Below are 21,979 nucleotides of genomic sequence, written 5' to 3'. Positions count from 1 at the left end.
AAGGGCTAGCCTTTGGGATCCAGACTGGAATAGTAGGCCGCCAGATTATCAATATCGGTGTCGCTTAACCCTTTGGCCATGGCGCCCATCACCGGATCTTTGCGTATTCCGTCGCGAAAGTCCTTAAGCTGTTTTTTAAGGTAGTCCTGTTTCTGGCCAGCCAGATTGGGGTACATGGGGATCACCGAGATTCCATTTGAACCATGGCATGCGGTGCAGGTGGCGGACTTACTTTTACCCGCGTCAATGTCGCCTGCGGTAACAGAAAAACTGAGCGAACTAACAACAAACAATAAAACAGATTTTAACTTCATCGTGATTGGCTCCCGTTGGTGATGACAAGTATTGGATTGTTCAAACAAATTGTGACCTCAGTGTAACGTTATTTACTCCAGCTGGGTTGATAATTGTCAATAAAAAATGATGTCCGCAGCGTTCAGGTTCCGCAGAAGGTTTGATAATAACGATCGTTATCTGCTGGCAAATCCTGATATTGGGCAGTGTATTGAGTCGGTGAATAGGGCGAACGTAACACCTGCAGAAATTGCTCCGCTGCCTGCATACTGCCAGTATCAATGCATTCGCTCAGTACCGCTTCCATATGATGGTTTCTGGGGATCACCAGCGGATTATATTGGCGCATCAACAAACTTTGATGCTCAAGATTATCATCTGTTTGCTCCAGTTTTGTTCGCCATTGTTGATACCAGTCACCCAGTTGCTGCTGTAGCGCTGACGCAATTGACTCGTCTTTGAGAGAATCGGTCAGGCGGTTAAACGTTTGGGTGTAATCCAGCTCCAGAGTTTGCATGGCGGTAAGCAGGTGCTGGACCATTTCGATACTTTCGGCATTAGCATCGGTTAATCCGGCTTTTTTGGACAGCATGGCAAAATAGGCCTGTTCAAACTGATGCGAGAAATCGTGGACAAGCGGTTCTATCTGCTTTAGCGCCTTTTGCTGGTCGCGATCAATCAGGGGAAGCAGGGCTTCTGCCAGTCTGGCCATATTCCATTGGGCGATCAGTGGCTGGTTACCAAATGCATAACGACCTTGCCGGTCGATGGAGCTATACACCGTACCTGGATGATAAACGCCCAGCATCGCGCAAGGGCCAAAATCGATGGTTTCACCACTGATGGCAGTATTATCGGTATTCATCACACCATGAATAAAACCGATCCGCATCCACTCCACCATCAAGTTTATTTGCCTTTGCATTACTTGTTGCATAAAGCGCAGGATTTTATTCTCATCGCGTAAATCGGTATGTGCAAAATGGCGCTGGATGCTGTAGTCGACTAATGCTTCGAGTGCAGACATGTTATTACGCGCAGCAAAATACTGAAAAGTGCCGACCCGAATATGGCTGCTGGCTACACGGGTGACGATGGCACCTGGTTGGGGTCTTTCCCGATAGACGGTTTCACCGCTGGCGACCACCGCCAAACTGCGAGTGGTCGGCACACCCAGCGCATGCATGGCTTCGCTCATAATATATTCACGCAAGGCGGGAGCTAATGCGCAACGGCCATCTCCCTGACGGGAAAAGTGCGTAGGACCGGAACCTTTAAGCTGGATATCCCGGCGCACATTTTGCGTATCGATGATTTCACCTAATAAATGAGCCCGTCCGTCGCCCAACTGCGGATTGAAATGACCGAACTGGTGACCTGCATAAGCCAGCGCGATAGATTCCGCGCCTTCAGGCAATTTATTACCGGAGAAATATTGTGCCAGCAGATGGTTATCTTGCTGCACAGATTCAGCCATCCCGAGTGTGTCGGCCAGTGGTTGATTCCACAGCAATAACTTCGGCTGACTGACCGGCGTGGGGCGAATTTGTTGATAAAAGGATTCGCCAAGTTGCATGTAGCTATTGTCAAAGTTCACTGTATTCAGGCCTTGAATAAATGGTCGTGACGTCAGGGGGTACTATATCAGAGCACTATTTATCTTTCCCGGCGGGAACCAGACTGGTGTATAAAATTTGTATAACCTATTGAAAGTTATTGAAAAGAACTATACTGATCAGATCAAAATTAAGAACCATAACAACACCGATGCTTGATCTGACACCACAGGAGATTATGCTAGGGACACTGCTTGAAGCGGAGATAACTCCTTTTTGAAATCAATTTTTTCCTTTCTTTTGCTATTGTGCCGATCCTACATCGCGCTGTGCCTGTTGAGTGTGCCAGTAATGGCCGCCCATATCGAGATAGATGAGTCCGTTACGGAAATAAATCTGTCAACTCGCGTTGAGGTGCTGCGTATTGACGAATCCCGTCAGCTATCTTTTATCCAGTCACTGGAAAGCTGGCAGTCGGTGTTGGATATTGCCCCTTTGGTTGAGGGGGATGTGTTATGGGGCAAATTGTCTATATCCAATCAGGCGGCCCAAACTCTGGATTCCTATCTGGTGATGGCGAATCCGGGTCTGAATAAACTCGACTGGTATGTGCTGGACAGTAAAAATCGTATCCGCTATTCGCATTTTACCGGTACTGACAGGGTTGATGCATTGCATCAGGTTAAGGCCGGCCGTTTCCTGTTACCGGTCAGCTTCCAGCCGCTCGAAACCTTGTCAGTTTATTTCAAACTGGCTGATGATGGCCCCATGGTGATGCCGTTAACGCTAGTGTCTGAATCGCAATTAAAATTAAATGAACAGCAGATTCAATTACTTGAAGGCTTTATTTGCGGCGGATTAATTGTTCTGGCTAGCTATTTTATGGTGGCTTACATTTTACGCCGCAGTCCGGTGCGGTTCTGGTATGCGTCCAGTTGTATTGCTGCGCTGCTGTTATTCCTCAACTTGCAAGGTAATCTGACCCAATGGTTGGGACTGGTGCCGTATATTTCTTCTTTTACCACCGGACTGCTGGCGATGACGCTGCTATGCCTGGTCAAGGTATCGCATTCGGTATTACAACCCGTGTCAGCATACTGGCGCTATTCGGCTTATGTACTTTGTGGCGCCCTGCTGGTTTTCGCGGTTATGTCGGATGCATACTGGCAACTGATTTTCACCACCAGTATTTCATCAGCAATATTGATGATCCAGCTGCTTCTCGGGGTTCGTTCTATCCGGCGCGGAAACAGGCTGCCGTCCCGCTTGTTTATTGGTGGTTGGCTGATTATTTGTGTGGTCGGTATTGCACAGTCCACCTTATATCTCAATGGTATTATTGTTGACAGGCAAATCAATATTGGTCTGATATTACTGGTGTTGGCCGGTGGGCTGATTCTGGCATTGGCTAACGAAGCTTTTGAGCAAGCGGTAAAAATGACTTACCAACATCAACAGGATGAAATCATTACTGACCTCAAGCAGTTTTACCAACTGGTACATTACTCTGCGGAAGGATTATACAGTGCCACTCTGGAGGGGCAGTTAATCAGCGTTAACCCGGCGATGGCACAATTGTTCGGTTATGAGTCCGAACAGCAGATGCTCAATGAAGTCAAAAACACCCGGCAGTTGTATCGCAATGAAGAAGATCGCAAAAAGCTCATCAAGGAGCTGCATCACAAGGGCATTGTTTTTCGCCGTGAGATTCAGGGCAATAAACGCGATGGCTCGGAGTTCTGGTTTTCTAATTCGGTACAGATGCAGCAAGAAGATGAACAGCAATTGCTGTTTGGTTCGGTCGTGGATATTACCGAGCGTAAACATAGCAACCTGAGCATGGCGTATCTGGCCAGCCATGATTCGGTGACCGGGATGTACAATCATCGCGAGTTTGAACGTCGTTTGACCCAGGCCTTGCAATACACCCGGCAAAGCAATGGCGTGTTGTCCTTGCTCCTGATCGAAATTGAACAATTTGAGCAGGTTAACGAAACCTGCGGTTATGAGGCTGCCAACATTCTGCTGCAACAGCTATCACACAAGATGCACCAAGTGATCAGTTCCAGAGCGATGCTGGCCAGATTAAACAGCAACCAGTTTGCCATTTTGCTGGAAGGAGAGCAGGCCATCCAGTCAATGACTATTGCCGAACAACTACAGCAAATCGGTGAGGAGTTTGTCTTTGTCTGGGACAAGCGCCACGTTGATATCGGCACCCATATCGGTCTGGCTCACTATGATAAAAACACCAAATCGGTACAGCAATTAATTAGTATGGCCAACTCGGCCTGCAACAGTGCGCAGCAACAAGGTAGCAACCAGATCCACAATTATTCGCATCAGGGGGAGGAACTGACACATTTTCAAACCGATCAAAACTGGTTAAGCATGCTGAATCAGGCGCTGGAAAATAACAAGTTTGAATTGTACTTCCAGCACTATCACCCCCTGAAAACCAGCGAAGCCCGCCATCAGTATGAAATTCTACTGCGCATGAACACCGATATTCAGGATAATATTATTTCGCCCACGTCTTTTTTACCATCAGCGGAACGGCATAATCTGATGGCGATGATTGATGGCTGGGTAATTGAGCATTATTTTCAGTGGCTCAGCGCCCATCCTGAGCATCTGGCTCAACTGGAACGCTGTAATATTAATCTCAGCGGCTATTCATTGGCAGATAATGATTTGAAGTTGTTTGTGCTCAACGCCTTTGAACAATATGCCATCCCTTATGAAAAGATTTGTTTTGAACTGACCGAAAGCGATGCAATGGTCAGAATGGACGATACCCTGAAGTTTATTAAGACCTTTGCCAATTTGGGCTGCAGTTTTGCGCTGGATGATTTTGGTAACGAATTCTCGTCTTATTCCAATCTTAAAAATTTGCCGGTTCATTTTGTCAAAATTGACGGTGAGTTAATCAAGGATTTACTGATTGATTCAGTTGACAGCGCGATGGTGCGTTCGATCCATGATATCGCCAGTGCTGTCGGGGTGAAAACTATCGCCGAATTCGTTGAATCCAAAGATATTATGGTGGAGCTGGGTAAACTGGGAGTGGATTACGCTCAGGGTTATGCGATTGCCAAGCCGCAACCGCTTAGCCAGTTTAGCGCTTATCAACATACTGAATAGAAAAACAGGTTTGGGTCTATGCGCATCTATATTGATTCGTTATAGTTATAAACAAGTTCTCAGCTGATGGGTTTAACACTTGTCATCACTTTTCTATATTGTTGTTTCACAAGGTATTGTTTATTTCACCTTTAGCTGGATCATGCTGCATATCTGGCAAAAAAATGTGCCGCAAAAATATATTCTGGTTTGGTCTGTCGGTTTCCTGTTTGGCTCGTTGGGCTGGCTGATCAATCTGATCCCGGTGTCGTTGTTTGCTTCAGAGGCGCTGTTTTGGTTACTCGATACCATGGTGACGATGATTTCCGCTTCCACTGTCTGTTATGGTTTTGTGCTACGTGCCAATCGTTCACTGCATATTGTCTGGTTTGTCGTCGCCGCATTTGTTGCGCTTAACGTGATGGTGTATTACTCCTCGGTGCAAAATAGTGTCGAGCTGAAAATGGCTGTGAGTCCGTTTTTTGTGATGCTATGTTTGCAAATAAGCAGTCTTGTCTTATGGTTTAAACCTAAACCCCTATCGCCAGCCGAAAAAGTGGTTGCGGTGATTTTCCAGATCGGTGCCCTCGTGCATTTGGCCAGAGGAATTTTAACCGCCATCCAGGCGCAGAATCCTGACCAGTCCTTGCAACACTACTACGAACTGGTCAGTTTTTTACTGTTACCGGCGGCCTACACCGCCATCGGGATAGGGATTTTACTGACGATTATTTCCGATTTGTCCGAGCATAATAATGAACTCTCTATTACCGATTCGCTGACCGGCACCTTGAATCAGAACGGTATTGAACAGATTGCCGCCAAACTGATGGCTCATTGCCAGCGTAGTGACCAGTGGATCAGCCTGATCCTGACCAATGTAGATAACTTGCAGTCAATCAACGAACAATACGGCCATCATGCTGGTGATATGGTATTACGTACTTTTGCCAACACGCTGACTACCAACTTGCGCACTGGTGATTATATAGGCCGCGTCGGTGGCGAGGAATTTCTGTTGCTGATGCCCAATACTTCCGATGACGGGGCGCTGCAAATGGCGGAGAGACTGCGCCTGGCGACCGGTCAAATTTGTTTGACCGAGCGGGAACAGGAAATTCGCTTTACCGCCAGTTTTGGGGTGGTATCCAGTCGTCACGAATATTTTTACAGTAAACTGTTGTCCCGCGCAGAGCATGCACTTTATCAGGCTAACCTGAGTGGCCGTAATAGAGTAGTGACGCCGGATCTGTATTAAGTCTCTGCTGTCCCTGGCTTTATGCTAATGTGGACGACATCAATAATTAACGGAGATCCTGATGGCAAATTGGCATATTGCTGAAGTGATAAGCAATCATTTTTGGACCGATAAACTGTTCAGTCTCAAAGTGCGTTGTCCGGCCGAAAAATTTACTGCCGGGCAATTTGTGCGTCTGGCGTTACAAGTGGGCGACAAAAGAGTCCAGCGAGCTTATTCACTGGTCAATCCGCCGGGTAGCGATTATGCGGAATTTTATCTCACTTATGTTGATGACGGACTATTGTCACCGGCTTTGGCGGCGTTGACATCCGGTGACCAGATAGAAGTATCCTATCCGGCCAGCGGATTTTTTACCCTGGATGAAGTACCTGATGGTGATAACTTGTGGCTACTGGCAACCGGTACCGGTGTCGGTCCCTATTTATCTATGCTCGCGACGCAGGAGCCCTGGCAACGTTTTAAGCATATAATCTTGGTTCATGCGGCGCGTTGGGCCAATGAATTGTCTTATACCCAGTTGATTGGGCAGTGGCAGCAACAATACGCTGGTCAGTTCAGCTATGTTCCAGTGGTCAGTCGTGAGAGTGTGCCTGATGCCCTGTATGGAAGAATCCCGGCGTTGATTACCGACCAACAACTACAACAGCAATCAGAGCAAAAATTGGATAGCCATAGTCAGGTGATGATTTGTGGTAACCCGGACATGATCAAGGACACTAAAGCCTTACTGGAAACCTTGGGGCTGGAAAAAAACTTGCGGCGTAAACCGGGTAATGTCACCGTTGAACAATACTGGTAAAAAACTGCTGTCTAACGCTATTTTTTTGTTGTTCGTCGGATTTTTTCAGTAAATCAAGCTCGCTCTATCGACTTCAGTAAAATCATAATGTTATATTATAACAAATGATTAGATCGCATAGTTTGCATTCATTCAGAACAGCGTCGACACTATCCAAATATGGATTGGTGCTATTGCTGCTGTTCAGTTTTGTGGTCGCCAAACTCTATGTTGACCATGATGCTTCTCATCTAGTTAAACCGGATAATCACTGTGCGTTGTGCCTTTCTGCGGCCAATGCTGATCACGCACTTCCGCCAACTGCCGTTATTCTTAACAACGCTGTCCTGCCATCTACTGTTATACAGATGCTACCGATGGACGAGTATGAATCAACGGTTACAGTTACCCGTAATCGTGGGCCTCCCGAAAAGCTGAATTCCTGATTTTTTATTTAAGGAACTGGTATATCAATGCCGGTTGCTTTGTTGAATTCATATTTTCTGGAGACATTTTGATGGCCGTTAATCGATCATTAATTTTGGCATTGGCGCCGATTGCATTACTTGGCGCCAGTACCACCCCGGCTTTCGCAGCCGACAAAGATATTGATGCTATCCGCCAAGAACTGGCTGACTTAAAAAAGCTGTACCAACAAAAAATTGAAGCACTGGAACAGCGTATTCAAGATACCGAAGAGCAAAGCGAACAAACCACCGAACAAACTCAGCAACTGGCAATAGATTTGAGCCAGCAATCTAACCGTACCGCAGCTAACACCTTTAACCCCGGTATTGGGGTGGTGTTAAACGGTAAATATTTGCAAGCTCCGTCAGATTACGAGTTTTCGATGCCGGGCTACTTTCTGGGTGAAGAGCCGGGGCCGGGTGAACGCGGATTATCGCTGGGTGAATCTGAACTGAATTTATCTGCCAATATTGATGATAAGTTTTATGGCAGTCTGACCCTGGCATTTGGTGAAGAAACCGAAATTGAACAAGCCTTTATCCAAACTCTGGGGCTAGCTAATGGCTTTACCGTCAAGGCCGGTAAGTTTTTTTCCGGCATTGGTTATCTGAACAGTCATCATGGCCATACTGATGATTTTGCGGTGCGTCCGCTTGCGTATCAGGCTTTTCTGGGGCCCAACTTCGGCGATGCCGGGGTTCAGGTCAGCTGGTTAGCGCCTACCGATCTCTATTGGGAAACGGGTGCCGAACTATTCCGCGGTGATGCATATCCTGCAGCAGGAGCGGCTAATAAAGGTAAAGGGATTACCACGGTTTATTCCCACATAGGTGGTGACATTAATTTCAGTCAAAGCTGGCGAGCTGGCGTGTCTTATTTGCAAGCTGATGTTGATGAGCGCTTTGCTGATGAAGATGAAGGCGACAGTTTTTCGGGTGACAGTAAACTGTGGCTAGCCGACTTTGTCTGGAAATGGGCACCGGACGGTAATAGCAAAATCACTAATGCCAAAATTCAAGCCGAATATTTTAGTCGCACCGAACAAGGGCAGCTAGCCACTAGCAGCGCCGATTTACTCGATCTTGACCATAAACAGACGGGTTGGTATGTGCAGGGGGTTTATCAGTTTATGCCACAATGGCGAGTCGGTTTACGCTATGAAGGCCTGCAGAGTGACGGACTTCCCGACACTTTTAACGACACAGTACTGGATACTCTCGACCACGATCCACGTCAGCTTAGTATGATGGTTGACTGGAGCAACAGTGAATTCAGTCGTGTCCGCTTGCAGTTCAGTCGTGACCAGGCTTCTCCACAGGATTCCGATTTGGTTATCTTGCAATACATTACTGCTTTTGGCGCTCACGGTGCCCACTCGTTCTAATCGGAGACAAACAATGAAAAATGTTAAAATGTTAGTACTTACTTTATTGCTTGGTTCTGTCTTTAATGCTCAAGCAAAAGTTCAGATTCTGGCTTGTGAGCCAGAATGGGCATCGCTGGCGAATGAGTTGGGGGGCGATTTGGTCGAAACCTACAGTGCCACCACCGGCTTACAGGATCCCCATCATGTGCAGGCGCGCCCCAGTTTAATTGCTAAGGTACGGGATGCTGATATGGTTGCCTGTACTGGCGCAGATCTGGAGGTGGGTTGGTTGCCGCTGTTGCTGCAGCGTGCCTCGAATAGCAATATTCAGCAGGGTAAACCGGGTTATTTCATGGCCACCCAATATGTTCGTTTGTTAGGTATTCCCAAGCAAATCGATCGCAGCCAAGGTGATGTGCATGCTGCCGGTAATCCGCATATCCAGACTAACCCTGCCAATATCCTGTATGTTGCCAAGGCCATGACCGAGCGATTAGCTCAACTGGATGCGGCGAACAGCGCAACTTATCAAAATAAGCTGGAGGATTTCTCCGTACGTTGGAAGGCGGCATTAAAGAAGTGGAAAAACCAGACTCGTCAGCTAAAGCACGCTGCGATAGTGGTACACCATGATAGCTGGATCTATCTGGAAGACTGGCTGAAACTGGACCAGGTGGCCACCCTGGAAGATAAACCAGGCATTCCGCCCACCAGTGGTCATCTGGCAACAATTTTACAGCAGATGAAAACGACGCCTGCCAAAGTGATTATCCGTGCTGCATACCAGAGTGATAAAGCGTCTAACTGGCTAGCGGATAAAACCGGTATCAAGGCAATTGCCTTGCCTTTTACCCTAGGCGGTACGCCAGCAGCGACAGACCTTTTCAGTTTGTATGACGATACCTTTAACCGTTTATTACAGGCAGTAAACTAATGAATTGGGCAGCAGTTGATCTTGCTATTATCGGGCCGGCGTTACTGGCCGGATTTTTGGTGGTGGCGACGCATGTTCCACTAGGACGTTCCGTTTTAAATCGCGGGATTATCTTTATTGACTTGGCTATCGCCCAGATAGCCGGTCTTGGGGTTATTGCGGCCAGCGTGTTTGGTTGGGAAACCGATGGTTGGGAAGTCCAGCTAGCAGCAGTGACGGCAGCTATGGTAGGTGCAGTCTTGCTACACTGGACAGAAAAAAAGTTTGCTGCGATTCAGGAAGCCCTGATTGGTGTGGTGTTTGTTTTGGCGGCTACGCTGGGATTATTGTTATTAACCAATAATCCTCATGGCGGTGAGCAGCTGAAAGATTTACTGGTCGGCCAAATATTATGGGTGTCTTATGATCAACTGTTGCCTATTGGGGCGCTTTACGCCTTGGTGCTCGCTATCTGGTATTGGGTTGATGTGCCCAATGTAAATCGTCTGCTGTTTTATCTGCTGTTTGCTATCACGGTGACAGCTTCGGTTCAGCTGGTTGGGGTTTATCTGGTATTTGCCAGCCTGATTATTCCGGCGCTGGCTACCCGTGGTTATGTTGAAAAAAGTCGCTTGTGGATTGCCTATGCAGTAGGGGCAGCCGGGTATTTGACCGGTTTGGTGACCTCTGCATTGTGGGATTTGCCCTCGGGTGCCATGATCGTGTGGTGTTTGGCGATACTGGGGGTAGTGGCGGGCTGCTTAACGCCCAAAAAAACTGTACCAGCGACAACCGGCTAAACCTGGCTGAGGCGGCCTGTCGTCAGGTGAAGTGGTGCTTCACCTGACGGTTTTTGGTGCTATAAACCTAAATTACGGGTCATATTCTCATTGCGATCTTTATGTACGATCACATTATCCTCGATCCGGATCCCGCCAAAAGGCCTGAACTCGTCAACTTTATCCCAGTTAATGTAACGGGACTGCGGCGTAGCCTTTAAATCGGCCAACAAACTGTCAATAAAATAGAATCCGGGTTCAATGGTCAGCACGTGGCGGACATCTATAGTGCTGGTATTACGCAAAAACGGATGTTGATCCGGTGCCGGTTTAGGTGTGCCCCAATCATCATCGATTAAACCACCGGTATCATGCACCTGTAAACCGAGATGATGGCCAATACCGTGAGGGAAAAAGGTTCTGGTAATGCCTTGCTCGATAATGTCTTGGGCAGATAAATTGACCAGGCCGAATTGATGTAAAGTTTCGGCCACTTTCTGGTGAGTTGCCAGATGAACGTCCGGATAAGGCACGCCGGGTTTAACCATATCAATCAAATCCAGTGTCATTTGGTCAACTGATTTAATCAGTTCAGCAAACTGGTTTGAGCCACGTGTATAGGTACGGGTAATATCGGCGGCATAACCATGAAAATGGGCTCCCGCATCAATCAGAAAAGAACGGGAATCGGCCGGCGGTACCTTATCCATCGCGGTGTAATGCAAGATCGCACTGTTTTCGTTTAATGCCACAATGCTGCCATAGGGCGCTTCGTTATCACCCTGACGAGTCGCACAGCAAAATGCCAAGTTAATATCGAATTCACTTAAACCTTGCTCGAAGGCCTGTTTGGCAGCAAGATGCCCGGCGACAGCCAGTTTATTCGCCTCACGCATACAGGCCAGCTCATAATCTGTTTTACTGGTACGGTGATAATGCAGGTAGTGCATTACCCGATCCGGATTGACCAGTGCAAAACCTAGCGCCTGGGCGACTTCCAGATACTCACCAATGTAGGCGTATTTGGCTTTGTCAAAAGGTAAATATTTTTCCACTGCGCGAGCGTTGGTCAGCAGGGTGATATCAAAATATTCTGTCCAGAATGCGTCTGGCTCGGGTGGGACTTTATGCCAGAAATCTTTGGGACGGTAAAAAATCAGTTTGGGCTTGTCGGAACCGTTAACAATCAGCCAGCAGTTGGGATTATCCAGTACCGGTAACCAGGCCTTAAAATGGGGATTGACGAAAAAAGGGTAATCCATATCGTCCAGATACTTGCGTTTGGCCTGGCCTGAGTGGATCACCAAACCATCAATGCCTTCACGTTCCAGCGCATGGCGGGTACGTTGTTGTAATTCCTGGATGTGCTGGGCATAAAAATGGACGTAATCTGACATGTAAGTGTTCCGCGGCAATTTTGATGGCGGCTACATTATCACAGCCCTTGCGCTCTACAAAGTTGTCGTACCGGAAGAAATTTGCATAGTGGCAAGATCACTAAACAAATTGTGTTCGTCACCCAATAAACGCAGATAAATTTGTTTGTAAGCCATCACTGCCTTGACGTAATTGCGGGTTTCTTTATAGGGAATGGTTTCCACCCAGACATCAGCAGGGATACTGCTATCCTGTGGCAGCCAGTTTTTGACATTGCGCCAGCCGGCGTTATAAGCGGCGGTGGCTAACACCTGATTGTTGTCCATTTTATCCAGTAAATAACGCATGTACTGGGTGCCGTAGGTCACATTGGTATCGGGATCCATCAGTGAACGGGATTTAATCCGTTTTTTAGCCAGATAACGGGCGGTACTGGGCATCAATTGCATCAGTCCCCGTGCCCCTACCGCAGAATTGGCATCGGACATAAAAGAGCTTTCGCGCCGGGCAATGGCAAAGGCCCAGGCGGGATCGATATTTTGATCTTCCGAGGTATTGACCATCTGATCTTTAAAGGCCAGCGGAAAACGGCGTTTCACATCATCCAGATAACCCACGCGTGAAAACGTGAAAATAGCCTGATCGTGCCAACCCCAGCTATCGGCAATCACCGCCGCCATCAAACTCTGTTCATCAGAAAGTTGTGATTGCAAATAGATCCATTCACGACGGGCGCTGACATTACGTTTTAGCGCCAAAAACTCTTTGGCACGCTGAGCTGCCGGCATACCGGCAATAGCGGAAAGTTGGGTAGCGTCATAAGCCAGCGGCGAATCGGCCAGCTCGGGTTTGGAGCGTAACTTACCACTGGCTAAAAAACCGTAGTAATGACGTTTATTGGCTAATTCCTGGAATTTTTGGGTGGCCTGTTCTGGCGCATCAAGCTCTTCATAACTGCGTCCCAGCCAATAATGATAGCTGTAGTCACTGGCCAGTTGCGCAGGCGCGGCACTGACGATATCTACTACCTGTTGCCAGTTTTTTTGACGCAGCAGATAGGCCAGATGCCAGCGCAGAATCTCTTCATCATCAAAGTTTTTATCTGCCTGCTCCAGCCATTCACCGGCCTTTTCATGATTGGCCAATGCCAGGCTCACGGCAAATTTAGCCGTAATCTGTTGCTGTTGATTGGCAGAAAACTGGAAACGCTCCTGAAGCTTGTGCCAGCTTGCCAGCGCCAGGTCTCGATCATGCCAGACCAGGCGTTGTAAGCCATAGGCCAGTATTTCGGTTTCTTTCTCCATTATTTTGGCTGGAAACAGCGAAGGTTTACTGACGTAACTGGGAGAGCGACGCACTTGCAGCCATAAGTCGGCCAGGTAGCGTTCATTCTCGGGCAGCAATTTTTTCAGATAGGGTAACAGTGTGTGGTTACCGCCGTCGGCGGCCAGTACCACTCTGTTCCAGACGGCCTGTTCGGTTCTCCGTCCTGCTTGTTGCCATTTTTTCAACACAGGATCGCAAGCCGAGGGCAAAGACTGCCCGGTTAGCCACAATCGATCAATTTCTTTATACAGTTCTTCGCTTGGTTGTTTATCGCTAAGTCGATAGCTAAGCTGTTTGCATTTCAGGCGGGTATCACCAATATCCCGGTAAAAATGCAGGAATAATGCTTTTTGATCCTTAGTCAATAAGTAATTCAGCCATTTTTTGCGCAGGGGACGATCCAAAGGCGTGCCATCATATTTTTCCAGAAACGCGGCAATTTTTTTTTGATTCGATAAATAAGGATACTGAATAAGGGTTTTTTGTTCTACGTAAGGGTACAACGGATAATCGGCCAATTGCTCCGCCAGTTTTTGCGATTCTTCGCTGCTGGGGTTATAGGCAAGTGCCTCGGCACGAATGAATAATTCACGTTGTTCGGTCAGGTCAATAGCATTGCAGGTAGCAGAAAATAACCCCAGCGTCAGCATTAGACCGCCGGATACCCTGAATAAATACATAACCATTCCGAGCTTGTTAATCACTAAAACTCCCGCAGCAATTCGCAGCCACAACCATAATCCATCTGTATTGCATGTCAATGCCAGCGCATAGATTTACTACTATAAATAATAGGCGGATGTTGCTGTAAAGAAAAACACACTCTATCTGAGGAGTAATTCAAACGCTTATTCCAAACGATTGTTTGAATTTGCTTGAAATTTGCCTGTGTATCATCAAGAATTGACAACCCTACATATTCTGTCCTCGGAGAAAATAATGATATACGAAGGCAAAAACCTGTCCGCCAAGCTGTTGGATAACGGTATCGCAGAAGTGCTTTTTGATGCCGCCGGTTCAGTCAATAAATTCGATCAACAAACTATTCAGGAAATGGCCGACATGTGTGCTGTGCTAAGCAGTGATTCACAAGTGAAAGGTGCCATTATCCGTTCAGCTAAGCCCGCCTTTATCGTGGGTGCGGACATTACCGAGTTTGGTGAACTGTTTGCCCTTCCAGATGATGAAGTACTGGCTTGGGTGGCAAAAACCTCCCAAGCATTTGATTTAGTCGAAGACTTACCTTTTCCCACAGTGGCTGCAGTAACCGGCTTTGCTTTAGGGGGAGGCTGTGAAATGACCTTGGCCTGTGACTTGAGAGTGGCCGACACAACTGCCCAAATTGGATTGCCGGAAGTTAAGCTTGGTTTGATGCCAGGTTTCGGTGGCACTGTACGTTTACCGCGTTTGATTGGCGCGGATAATGCGATGGAGTGGATGAGTACCGGCAAAAATCACAAAGCGGCCAAAGCCTTGGCCGTCGGAGCAGTTGATGCAGTTGTCGAGCCAGACAAGTTAATTGATGCCGCCATGAGTATGGTTGCTGATGCGATTGACGGCAAGATTGACTGGCAGGCACGTCGGGCGCAAAAACAGGCGCCACTGGGTTTAAACAAAAATGAATCGACCATGTGTTTTTCCACCGCAAAAGCCATGGTATTTGCCCAGGCAGGCAAGCATTATCCCGCACCGCATGTGATGGTTGATACTATTGCCGGAGCTGCAAGACTGGAGCGTGACGCCGCTCTCAAGCTTGAAAACGAAGGTTTTGTCAAACTGGCCAAAACCGATGCCGCTAAAGCGCAAATCGGTATCTTTATGGCCGATCAGCTCGTTAAGAGCAAGGGTAAAAAACAGGCTAAAACTGCCGCTAAAAACGTCGAACAGGCTGCCGTGTTAGGCGCAGGCATTATGGGCGGTGGTATTGCCTACCAGTCTGCGGTGAAAGGTACTCCGACCATTATGAAAGATATTGCCCAGCCCGCGTTGGAGTTGGGTTTAAATGAAGCGGCCAAAATCCTCGGCAAAGGTATAGAAAAAGGCTGGATGGATGCCGGTAAAATGGCGCAGACGCTAAATCGTATCGTACCAACACTGGAATACACAGCGATTAAAGATGCCGATATCGTGATTGAAGCCGTGGTGGAGAATCCTAAAGTCAAAAGTACGGTACTGGCCGAGACTGAGCAGCATGTTGCCGACGATGCGATTATCTGTTCCAACACATCGACCATTTCAATCAATTCACTGGCTAAAAGTCTTAAACATCCAGAGCGTTTCTGCGGCATGCACTTTTTTAATCCGGTGCATCGCATGCCATTGGTGGAAATTATTCGCGGTGAAAAAACCTCCGACGAAACTATTGCTGCTGTAGTTGCCTTCACCTTAAAAATGGGTAAAACGCCGATTGTGGTCAATGACTGCCCAGGCTTTTTAGTTAACCGTGTGTTGTTCCCTTATTTTGCCGGCTTTAGCAAATTGCTGCTGGATGGAGCGGATTTCGCTGCTGTTGATAAAGTGATGGAAAAGCAATTTGGCTGGCCAATGGGTCCGGCGTATTTGCTGGATGTGGTCGGCATGGACACCGCCGATCATGCTGCCGGAGTGATGGCTGAAGGTATTCCTGAGCGTATGCAGAAAATAGCGGATGATCCTATCGAACTATTGTACAAAGCCGGTCGCCTGGGTCAGAAAAATGGCAAAGGTTTTTATAACTTCTCGGTGGATAAGCGTGATCGCCCGGCCAAAACGCCTGCAGATGAAGCCTATGCATTGATCAAGGCGGATAAACAGGATTTTGATGCCGATGAAATTATCGCACGCCTGATGATCCCTATGGCTAACGAAGCCATTCGCTGTCTGGAAGAAGGGATTGTCGATAGCGCTGCCGAAGCCGACATCGCCCTACTGTATGGACTCGGTTTCCCTCCTTTCCGTGGCGGTATATTCCGTTACATTGAAACTATCGGGTTAAGCAATTTTGTGACATTGGCTGATAAATATGCGGACTTGGGGCCGATTTACCAGATTTCAGATGGCTTGCGTGACATGGCGGCCTCTGGCAAATCCTATTTTGGCCAATAAGAGCAGGAGTAAAGAACATGAGTAACATGAAAGACGTCGTTGTTGTTGATTGTATCCGTACCCCGATGGGCCGCTCTAAAGGTGGTGTATTCCGTAACGTACGTGCAGAAGACTTATCCGCCCATTTAATGACCCAGCTACTGGTACGCAATCCATCATTAGATCCGGCCGAAATAGAAGATATTATCTGGGGTTGTGTGCAACAAACCAAAGAGCAGGGTTTTAACATTGCCCGTAATGCCCAGCTGTTAACCGATATTCCTCGTAGCGTTAGTGCGGTAACAGTAAACCGGTTATGTGGTTCATCCATGCAGGCTCTGCATGATGCCGCCAAAGGCATTATGACCGGCCAGGGCGAGGTATTTATGATCGGTGGTGTGGAGCATATGGGCCACGTACCGATGAATTTTAATCTGGATTTTCATCCTGGCTTAGCCAAGCATGCCGCCAAAGCCTCTGGTAGCATGGGGATGACAGCAGAGTTATTGGGTCGTCAGAATGGTATCAGCCGTGAAATGCAGGACGAGTTTGGCGCCCGTTCTCACCAACGTGCCCATGCCGCCACAGTGGAAGGTCGCTGGAATGAGATTGCACCGATTTTGGGTCATGATGCTGACGGGGTATTAACACTGATCGAGACTGACGAAGTGATCCGCCCTGAATCGACAGTAGAAAGCTTGTCTGCATTACGTCCGGTGTTTGATCCGGTTAACGGCACGGTAACGGCAGCAACTTCTTCAGCGATTTCTGACGGTGCTTCGGCCATGCTGTTAATGTCCGCCGAAAAAGCCAAGGCATTAGGGCTGACACCACGGGCAAGAATACGCTCTATGGGGGTAGCAGGTTGTGATGCGGCGATTATGGGTTATGGCCCGGTCCCCGCAACCCAAAAAGCGCTTAAACGTGCCGGTATGACGATGGACGACATCGAGATAGCCGAGTTTAACGAAGCCTTTGCCGCTCAGGCCTTATCATGTATCAAAGTATTGGGCTGGTTGGACAATTATGATGAGAAGGTCAATCTGAATGGTGGTGCGATTGCACTGGGTCATCCATTAGGTTGTTCGGGTGCACGTATTTCTACTACGCTGATCAATCTGATGGAAGCCAATGACAAGTCGGTTGGTCTAGCGACGATGTGTATTGGTTTAGGCCAGGGTATCGCGACGGTATTTGAACGGGTCTAAATTTATCAATTGGTAGGTCGGGGTTTATGTCATTGACGGCATAAATGCCGACCTACCAATTCTCAGTAGGTCGTGGCTTTAGCCCGTCAGTTTATCATGCGGTTATGTTTGAGCCGGAACGGAATCCAGGGGTCAAAATGGTTGATAACGTGAAGATGAATCCCGGCTCAAAACAAGGCAGGGATAACAGGAAAAAACATTAATAAATGCAATAGGTTCGTAGTGACCCTTCGACAAGTTCAGGGTGAACGGTGTATATGAAAGTCCGTTCGTGGTGAGCGTGAGGGACGAACAGTCGAACTATGAACAACAAAATCACCCTTCGACAGCTCATTCTTCGCGCCCAGGTTGAACGGTTATTTTTGCTTTTAGCTCATAGCTCGTTACTCGCAGCTTTATCTATTTGGCAAACAACTGATTCAAATCCTTGAACGCTTTAAATTCCAGCGCATTCCCGCAAGGATCGCACAAAAACATTGTCGCTTGCTCACCCGGCTGGCCAACAAAACGAATATAAGGTTCGATCACAAAATCTACTTTTTCCTCACTTAACTTATCCGCCAGTTGTTGCCAGCATTGCCAATCCAGTACTACGCCAAAATGGGGAACGGGTACTGCGTGGTTATCCACTGCATTATGTTGTGGGGCGCTGGGCATCTCAGCTACCAAGTGCGTAACTAATTGATGTCCGAAAAAATCCCAGTCAATCCATTGTTCACTGCTTCGCCCTTGAGCACAGCCCATCAGTTCGCCATAGAACTGTCGAGATAGCTCCAAACTGGTAACCGGGATTGCCAGATGAAACGGATTGCTATTTTGCATGCAAGTTCCCTAACAAAAATAATGGTGCAATGATGATTATAGTGCACCTTAATGATTCAATTTACAGCATAAAAACCTAATAAAAACAATTAAATAAGGATGGAGCAACAGAACGTTAACAGACAATTGTTAACCCGGTTGTTAATCAAGTTAAAAACCTCATTTTTTAACTCGTTGGTGATAGCAAATAGCGAATATTTTTAGACTAAATAGCAGTTAAAAAGTGGTTTCAAAATAATTTTGGCTATATCGATTTGAAGAAAATCACCATATTTCAATCAATTAGACACTGTGAAAATATTGTAACTTATTGTTTTACCGGGAATTAACAGCTCTGGATCATTAAACCAACAGACGTATGGGGTTTTTCCATGCATAACTAAAGGGCGGGAACATTCTCGCGTTTTGAATCCATAATCAGGAGAAACACCCATGAAATATTTAATTGTACCTGCACTCGCGCTTTCGGCATTGACTGCAACAGTGAGTGCCGAGACAAACGTGACGACATCTGAAGGTTATAAGTTAGTCGGTGATATGAAGTTTTCATCTTTTTGTAAAGCTGTATTGAATGATGACGTATTACTGCTCAAACATAGTCTGGCCCGAAAAGTCGGCAGCGTGGCCTCCAGTCGCCGGGATGTATTGCGCAAATTGATAGCGGAAGATGGCATGACTTGTGATGGGGCTAGTTTGGTTGATTTTGCCAAACAACGTGAAGCTACTGAAGTACACGCCTATATTCTGCAGCAAAGCTAAGTTGTTATGCAGGTATATGAACGTCAACAAATAGGCAAAGTGGCCTGTCCGGGAGGCCACTTTTAATTCATTGGTGCGAAATTTAGAGCAGCTTCTTAAGCACAGATAATTTAAATCGGTTAAAAGGCGGATAACGCAAGTTAACATCGAAGATGAAGGGTCTTTTCATCACCGCTTTGAGATGGCTGAAGGTATCAAAACCGAATTGACCGTGATAACTCCCCATGCCGCTATTGCCCACGCCACCAAAAGGTAGTTTAGGGTTGGTCATAAAGATCATCCCATCATTAATACACACACTACCGGCACTGGTTTGGTGTAATACCCGCTCGGTTAAATCTTTATCATTGGTATACAGATACAAGGCTAAAGGTTTGGCGCGTTGATTAACAAGAGCAATGGAATCTTCAATTTTATCTAACGTGATAATGGGCAAGATTGGGCCAAATATTTCTTCCTGCATTAGCGCCGAATGCAGATCAGGGTTAAGTACCAGAGTCGGTGCCAGATAGCGTGTATCGCTGTCAGCCTGGCCGCCGTGAATAATATTTTGTCCTTGCAGATAACCGATCAGTCTGGCGTGATGACGATCATTGATGATCCGGCCATAATCGCCATTGGTTGCACTGTCTTTGCCATAAAATGCGGTCAGTTCTTGCTTGATGGCGTCGATCAGGGGTTGGGAAAAATCCTTGCTGACAATCACATAGTCCGGTGCGACACAGGTCTGGCCGGCATTCATCCATTTACTCCAGACTATTCTGCGCGCGGTGACTTTCAGGTTGGTATTCTGATCGACTATACAGGGACTCTTGCCGCCTAATTCCAGGGTCACCGGAGTGAGATGCTCAGCCGCCGCCCGCATTACAATTTTGCCTACGCTTTCTCCGCCCGTGTAGAACACATGATCAAAAGGCTGTTTCAGAACTTCTGTGGTTTGTTCGACACCGCCTTCTATCAACACAAAGGCATGTTGATCCAGATAGTCCGGAACTAACTTGGCCAGTAAAGCGGATACATTAACGGCCAATTCGGAGGGTTTGAGTACAGCACAATTACCTGCAGCAATAGCTGCAACTAATGGCGCCAGTAATAACTGGAATGGATAATTCCAGGCACCAATAATCAGTGCTACGCCCTTGGGCTCAGGCAACAGGAAGCTGCTGCCTGGTTGTGCCACCATAGGAGTACTGACCCGGCGGCGTTTGCTCCATTTATTCAGATGTCTAAGGCTGTGATTGATTTCGGAGAGCAGGTAGCCAATCTCAGCCGTCCAGGCTTCCTGACGACATTTGCCTAAATCCTGTTCGAGCGCCTTGGCGATGTCATCTTCGTGGTCCTCGGTCATTTTTTTTAGTTGCAGCAATTGCTGGCGTCGCCAGCTAAGCGCGCGAGTTTGACCTTGATTAAAGAATGATTTCAGGCTGTTAACCTGCAAAGCGATTGCGGCAATATCCATGAACTGTCCGAGCTGATTTTAATGCTAACTAATGTAATGGACTGACCAGTTATGTCAATGCCATTCCGTATCAATTAGCCACAAAAAAGCCGCTGGTTAGCGGCTTAGGAATTCCAGAATTGGCTTAGACTTCGTAAGGATGTCTGACAATGATGGTCTCATTTCGATCCGGGCCGGTGGAAATAATATCCACAGGAACACCCGTCAGTTCTTCTATCCGTGCGATATAGTCGCGGGCTGCCTGAGGTAGACCGTCCACCGAAGTGACGCCATAAGTATTATCTGACCAGCCTGGCATCTCTTCGTATTGTGGGATGGCTATTTCGTAACCTTCAGCTGCCATAGGCGGTACATCTTTAACACTGCCGTCCGGATATTGATAACCGGTACAGATTTTTAGGGTCTCGAGTCCATCCAGTACATCCAGTTTGGTTAAGCAAAAACCGGTAATTGAGTTAATTTGTACTGCACGTTTCATCGCTACCGCATCAAACCAGCCAGTCCGACGTTTACGACCTGTAGTGGCACCAAATTCATGACCTTTCACGCCGAGATGCTGGCCCACCTGGCATTCCAGCTCGGTTGGGAATGGGCCGGAGCCTACCCGGGTGGTATAAGCTTTAACGATACCCAACACGTAATCCAGATGCAGCGGGCCAAAACCGGCGCCAGTTGCCACACCACCTACAGTAGTATTGGAGGAAGTGACATAAGGGTAAGTGCCGTGGTCAATATCCAACAAGGTGCCCTGTGCGCCCTCAAACATGATGGCATCGCCATTTTTGCGGGCTTTATCCAGTAAATCGGTTACGTCGACCACCATGGCTTTGAGTATGTCAGCCACCTCTTTAACTTGCTGCAATACTGTGTCGAAATCAACCGGCTCGACTTTATAGTATTCAGTCAGGGCAAAATTATGGAAATCGATAATCTTTTTCAGTTTAACCGCAAAGCTGTCCATACAGAATAAGTCGCCAACCCGTAACGCGCGGCGGGCTACTTTATCTTCGTAAGCCGGGCCGATACCGCGGCCAGTGGTACCAATGGCCTTGTTGCCCAGTGCTTTCTCACGGGCTACATCCAGTGCAATATGATACGGCAAGATCAACGGGCAGGCTTCGCTAATGAACAGACGATCCTTGGCGGGGACCCCGCGCTCTTCCAGCATGGCAATTTCAGTCATTAACGCTTCAGGGCTTAATACCACGCCATTACCGATGACGCATTTAACGTTGTCACGCAGAATGCCGGAAGGGATCAGGTGTAAGACTGTTTTCTCACCGTCAAGTACCAGCGTATGGCCGGCATTGTGGCCACCCTGATAGCGAACCACATAACTCGCTTTCTCAGTGAGTAGATCAACAATTTTTCCTTTACCTTCGTCACCCCATTGGGTGCCAAGTACAACAACGTTATTAGCCATGATT

The 21,979-nt window shown here is 47.4% G+C and carries 17 protein-coding genes; 10 read left to right on the top strand and 7 right to left on the bottom strand.

Annotated elements, in window-relative coordinates:
- Positions 1–5: 5 nt before the first annotated feature.
- Positions 6–314, bottom strand: coding sequence for a c-type cytochrome (locus V1467_RS19055; RefSeq protein ID WP_416306566.1), 309 nt, complete (start codon positions 312–314; stop codon positions 6–8).
- 122 nt (positions 315–436) lie between these two features.
- The gene (locus tag V1467_RS19050; protein WP_416306565.1) at positions 437–1,891 is read right to left on the bottom strand and encodes a protein adenylyltransferase SelO; all 1,455 of its coding nucleotides are present in this window, start codon (positions 1,889–1,891) and stop codon (positions 437–439) included.
- Between the two features lie 310 nt (positions 1,892–2,201).
- On the opposite strand from V1467_RS19050, the gene V1467_RS19045 reads away from it, so the two are divergent.
- From V1467_RS19045 to V1467_RS19015, 7 genes are all read left to right on the top strand, one after another.
- The gene (locus V1467_RS19045) at positions 2,202–4,994 is read left to right on the top strand and encodes an EAL domain-containing protein (protein WP_416306564.1); all 2,793 of its coding nucleotides are present in this window, start codon (positions 2,202–2,204) and stop codon (positions 4,992–4,994) included.
- 79 nt (positions 4,995–5,073) lie between these two features.
- Positions 5,074–6,231, top strand: coding sequence for a GGDEF domain-containing protein (locus V1467_RS19040; RefSeq protein WP_416306563.1), 1,158 nt, complete (start codon positions 5,074–5,076; stop codon positions 6,229–6,231).
- 61 nt (positions 6,232–6,292) lie between these two features.
- Positions 6,293–7,033 carry a ferredoxin--NADP reductase gene (locus tag V1467_RS19035; RefSeq protein ID WP_416306562.1) on the top strand — a complete coding sequence of 247 codons (741 nt, stop codon included), beginning with the start codon at positions 6,293–6,295 and terminating at the stop codon, positions 7,031–7,033.
- A 104-nt stretch (positions 7,034–7,137) separates the two neighbouring features.
- On the top strand, positions 7,138–7,458 hold the full coding sequence (locus V1467_RS19030; protein ID WP_416306561.1) for a hypothetical protein: 321 nt from the start codon (positions 7,138–7,140) through the stop codon (positions 7,456–7,458).
- A gap of 71 nt (positions 7,459–7,529) precedes the next feature.
- Positions 7,530–8,864, top strand: a complete 1,335-nt coding sequence (locus V1467_RS19025; protein ID WP_416306560.1) for a hypothetical protein — start codon at positions 7,530–7,532, stop codon at positions 8,862–8,864.
- A gap of 13 nt (positions 8,865–8,877) precedes the next feature.
- On the top strand, positions 8,878–9,780 hold the full coding sequence (locus V1467_RS19020; protein WP_416306559.1) for a metal ABC transporter substrate-binding protein: 903 nt from the start codon (positions 8,878–8,880) through the stop codon (positions 9,778–9,780).
- A complete protein-coding gene (locus tag V1467_RS19015) occupies positions 9,780–10,559 on the top strand; it encodes a metal ABC transporter permease (protein ID WP_416306558.1) in 780 nt (259 codons plus the stop codon). Before V1467_RS19020 ends, V1467_RS19015 begins: the two co-directional genes overlap by 1 nt.
- A 59-nt stretch (positions 10,560–10,618) precedes the next feature.
- Here the strand turns inward: V1467_RS19015 and pepQ are convergent, their stop codons facing one another.
- Together pepQ and V1467_RS19005 are read right to left on the bottom strand one after the other, a co-directional pair.
- Positions 10,619–11,935 (bottom strand): Xaa-Pro dipeptidase, encoded by a 1,317-nt coding sequence (gene pepQ / locus V1467_RS19010; RefSeq protein WP_416306557.1) that lies wholly within the window; start codon positions 11,933–11,935, stop codon positions 10,619–10,621.
- Positions 11,936–11,989: 54 nt separating this feature from the next.
- Entirely contained in the window at positions 11,990–13,945 is a 1,956-nt protein-coding gene (locus V1467_RS19005) for a transglycosylase SLT domain-containing protein (protein ID WP_416306556.1), read from the bottom strand.
- Between the two features lie 235 nt (positions 13,946–14,180).
- Between V1467_RS19005 and fadB the strand changes: the two genes are divergently transcribed.
- Together fadB and fadA are read left to right on the top strand one after the other, a co-directional pair.
- Positions 14,181–16,325, top strand: coding sequence for a fatty acid oxidation complex subunit alpha FadB (fadB, locus tag V1467_RS19000; RefSeq protein ID WP_416306555.1), 2,145 nt, complete (start codon positions 14,181–14,183; stop codon positions 16,323–16,325).
- A 26-nt stretch (positions 16,326–16,351) separates the two neighbouring features.
- Entirely contained in the window at positions 16,352–17,512 is a 1,161-nt protein-coding gene (gene fadA / locus V1467_RS18995) for an acetyl-CoA C-acyltransferase FadA (protein WP_416308726.1), read from the top strand.
- Between the two features lie 399 nt (positions 17,513–17,911).
- On the opposite strand, the gene V1467_RS18990 is transcribed toward fadA, so the two are convergent.
- Positions 17,912–18,334 carry a VOC family protein gene (locus V1467_RS18990; protein ID WP_416306554.1) on the bottom strand — a complete coding sequence of 141 codons (423 nt, stop codon included), beginning with the start codon at positions 18,332–18,334 and terminating at the stop codon, positions 17,912–17,914.
- Between the two features lie 432 nt (positions 18,335–18,766).
- On the opposite strand from V1467_RS18990, the gene V1467_RS18985 reads away from it, so the two are divergent.
- On the top strand, positions 18,767–19,093 hold the full coding sequence (locus tag V1467_RS18985) for a hypothetical protein (RefSeq protein WP_416306553.1): 327 nt from the start codon (positions 18,767–18,769) through the stop codon (positions 19,091–19,093).
- A gap of 82 nt (positions 19,094–19,175) precedes the next feature.
- On the opposite strand, the gene V1467_RS18980 is transcribed toward V1467_RS18985, so the two are convergent.
- Together V1467_RS18980 and V1467_RS18975 are read right to left on the bottom strand one after the other, a co-directional pair.
- Positions 19,176–20,552 carry an aldehyde dehydrogenase family protein gene (locus V1467_RS18980; protein ID WP_416306552.1) on the bottom strand — a complete coding sequence of 459 codons (1,377 nt, stop codon included), beginning with the start codon at positions 20,550–20,552 and terminating at the stop codon, positions 19,176–19,178.
- Positions 20,553–20,676: 124 nt separating this feature from the next.
- Complete coding sequence (locus V1467_RS18975; RefSeq protein WP_416306551.1) at positions 20,677–21,975, bottom strand: adenylosuccinate synthase; 1,299 nt, start codon at positions 21,973–21,975, stop codon at positions 20,677–20,679.
- Positions 21,976–21,979 lie beyond the last annotated feature (4 nt).

The organism is Neptunicella plasticusilytica, from assembly GCF_047922965.1.
Lineage (GTDB): Bacteria > Pseudomonadota > Gammaproteobacteria > Enterobacterales > Alteromonadaceae > Neptunicella > Neptunicella plasticusilytica.
This window is presented reverse-complemented; position numbering and strand designations above follow the sequence as displayed.